Source organism: Streptomyces sparsus (assembly GCF_054776295.1).
This window is the reverse complement of sequence record NZ_BAAHCA010000737.1, coordinates 1-2,487: the sequence shown is the minus strand read 5'-3', so window position 1 is coordinate 2,487 and position 2,487 is coordinate 1. Positions and strand designations below refer to the sequence as shown.

General features: G+C 70.0%; 2 protein-coding genes and 1 other RNA gene. 1 reads left to right on the top strand and 2 read right to left on the bottom strand.

Annotation, left to right across the window (positions count from 1 at the left end; genetic code table 11):
- Positions 1-199: 199 nt before the first annotated feature.
- Positions 200-1,069 carry a glycoside hydrolase family 19 protein gene (locus tag ACYVE9_RS22815; RefSeq protein ID WP_461029767.1) on the bottom strand — a complete coding sequence of 290 codons (870 nt, stop codon included), beginning with the start codon at positions 1,067-1,069 and terminating at the stop codon, positions 200-202.
- Between the two features lie 434 nt (positions 1,070-1,503).
- Here ACYVE9_RS22815 and ACYVE9_RS22810 point away from each other — a divergent pair, with 434 nt between their 5' ends.
- A complete protein-coding gene (locus ACYVE9_RS22810; RefSeq protein WP_461029766.1) occupies positions 1,504-1,815 on the top strand; it encodes a 4a-hydroxytetrahydrobiopterin dehydratase in 312 nt (103 codons plus the stop codon).
- Positions 1,816-1,928: 113 nt separating this feature from the next.
- Here ACYVE9_RS22810 and ssrA read toward each other — a convergent pair.
- Positions 1,929-2,300, bottom strand: a transfer-messenger RNA (tmRNA) gene (gene ssrA / locus ACYVE9_RS22805).
- Positions 2,301-2,487: the final 187 nt, after the last annotated feature.

Genomic DNA, 2,487 nt, shown 5'->3' with positions numbered 1-2,487 from the left:
CGAGCGGCTGCCCGGCGCCGGCGGTTACGCAGCGCCGGTGGTGGCCGCACTGCTCGCCGGACTCGTCGCCACCGCCGGTTCCGGCCGACGGCACCCGGACGGATCGCCGGGGGCCGGGGGGAACGACGCAGGTGGGTACGATCGCCGCCGCGACCGTACCCACCTGGCGAGCGGCTGACGGGTCAGCCACCGGTCCCGATCAGCAGGACAGGTTCGAACCCGGGGTGGTGCCCAGGATCTGCGTGAACTGCTGGTACTTGTTGATCCGGCTCTGCACCTTCGCCGGCTGCTTGCCGTCGCACTCCAGCGCACCGTTGATGCTGCGGATGGTCTGGCCGAAACCGTGGCCGTTGACCATGGCGTTGTGCGGCGTCATCGTGCCGGGGCCGGTCTGGGTGTTCCAGTACCAGAGCGCGGTCTTCATGGCGACGGCCGGGTCGTTCTGCACCAGCCACGGGTTGTTCAGCAGGTCGATGCCGAGCGCGTCACCGGCGGCCTTGTAGTTGAAGTTCCAGCTGAGCTGGATGGGACCGCGGCCGTAGTACGCGGCCTGGCCGGCGGGGCAGCCGTAGGGCTGCGTCGTGTCGCAGTAGTGGGGGTAGTTGCTCGTGTCCTGCTCGACGATGTGCACCAGGCCGCCGGTCTCGTGGCTGACGTTGGCGAGGAAGGCGGCGGCCTCACGGCGCTTGGTGGTGTCGTCACCGGTCTTGGCGAACCCCGGGTAGGCGCTCAGCGCGTCGGTGAGGCCCCGGTAGGTGTAGAAGGGGTTCCGGTTCGGGAACATCTGGTTGAACTGCGCCTCGCTGACCACGAATCCACTCGGGTCCGGGTCGGGGTCGCCGGGGTCGGTGCCACCGCAGGGGCCCTGGTTCTCCCAGACCGCGACGCCGGCGGCGGGCCGCTCGTTCTGCGTCCACCACTTCGCGCGCCAGTTGTTGCCGTTGAGCGAGGCGACGTCGTTGCCCCAGTAGACGGTGGAGGCGCTCCACGGGGTGGCACAGGGCGCGGCGGCGGCCGTGGGGGCGGCAGCGGCGGTTGCGGTCGGCGCCACGGCGGCGAGGCCGCCCATGAGTGCCGATGCGGCGAAGAACGCGATGATCCGTTGTTTCAGCACGTGACTGGTACCTCCATGCGGCGGATGCCGCAGGCTGTGGGGGTTGTTGGAGGACAGTCAAAGGCCTGTGGTCTGAACCAGTCAAGGTATAGACCATTTTTGACGGGGATTCGGAAGCGGAACCTCCCGCCCGTGCCCGACCGGTCGGCGTCCGTGCCCGCACCCTGCCCGCTCCCGGCGGACGGATGCCCCTTCGGGCCCGGCCTCCGCCGCCCGGCGGACGGATGCCCCTTCGGGCCCGGCCTCCGCCGCCCGGCGGACGACGCGCCACGCCCCCGGAACTGGACGTACGGATGCGGACGTGAGCAAGTGGGAACAAGAGCCCCCGGCCCGCCGGCAGCGGACCGGCGGCCGACCGCCCACCGCAGGAGCGACCGAAGGAGAACGGCGTGCCCCCTACCCCGCTGACCGAGCGAGACCTCGAAGCGGCACTCGCCGACCGGCCCGAGTGGACGGTGCGCGACGGCCACCTCACCGCTTCGTTCACCGTCGACCGGGCGGCGCTGCCCGGTCTGTACACGGCCGTCGCCGCCGCCGAGGACGACGCCGACCACCACGCCAGGATCACCGTGCTCTACGGCACGGTCGACTTCGCCCTCAACACCCACAGCGCGGGCGGCGCGATCACCGAGAAGGACACCGCACTGGCCGCCCGCATCTCCGACCTCGCCGCCGAACACGGCGCCCGCCCGGCGGCCTGACCACCCGGACCGGCCTTTCGTAGGCAGGACACCGGAGCACGGGCACCGGAGCACGGGCACAGAAAAGCCTCCGCCCCGCGAGAGAACTCGCGGGGCGGAGGCCCACATGGGATGAGTGGAGATGGCGGGAATCGAACCCGCGTCCAACGGTGAAGAAGGAGGGCTTCTCCGAGCGCAGTCTGCTTCGCTTTTCTCAGCCCCGGCAGTCACGCAGACAAGCTGCCGACGGGCTCAGTCACTGTTTGATGTCCCGGTAGACCCCGTGACCGGGCCTACGCGGTGAGTTCCCTAGCTGATGCCAGGAACCGGGTCGGGAACGCACCCGGGCTGACACTTCGCAAGTCGCTGATCAGGCAGCGAGGGCGAAGGAATCGCGCTTGGTGTTGGCGATTATTTTTTTGCGGCAGATGGTTATCGAGATCATTGCCGCGTTCCTCGGCTCGCTTCCCCTGCTCCGACAGCCGCTGTCGAAACCGATCATCCCCATGTTGTGTTGACAAGCACACCCGGGCTTCGCCTGACGACGAGCACCCCGGTGGCGCTGTTGCCCCATCGTACGTGAACAACCACGGGAACGGCCAGCGCATTCCCGCCGCCCGGGACCGGGCGTCCCGCCGACCCGGCAAGCCCGCCGACCCCGGCAACGCGCCCGGCGCAGCCCCGGCAGGGCCT

Coding starts and splice junctions, on each gene's coding strand:
- ACYVE9_RS22815 (WP_461029767.1), bottom strand. CDS start 1,069: ATGGGCGGCCTCGCCGCCGTGGCGCCGACCGCAACCGCCGCTGCCGCC.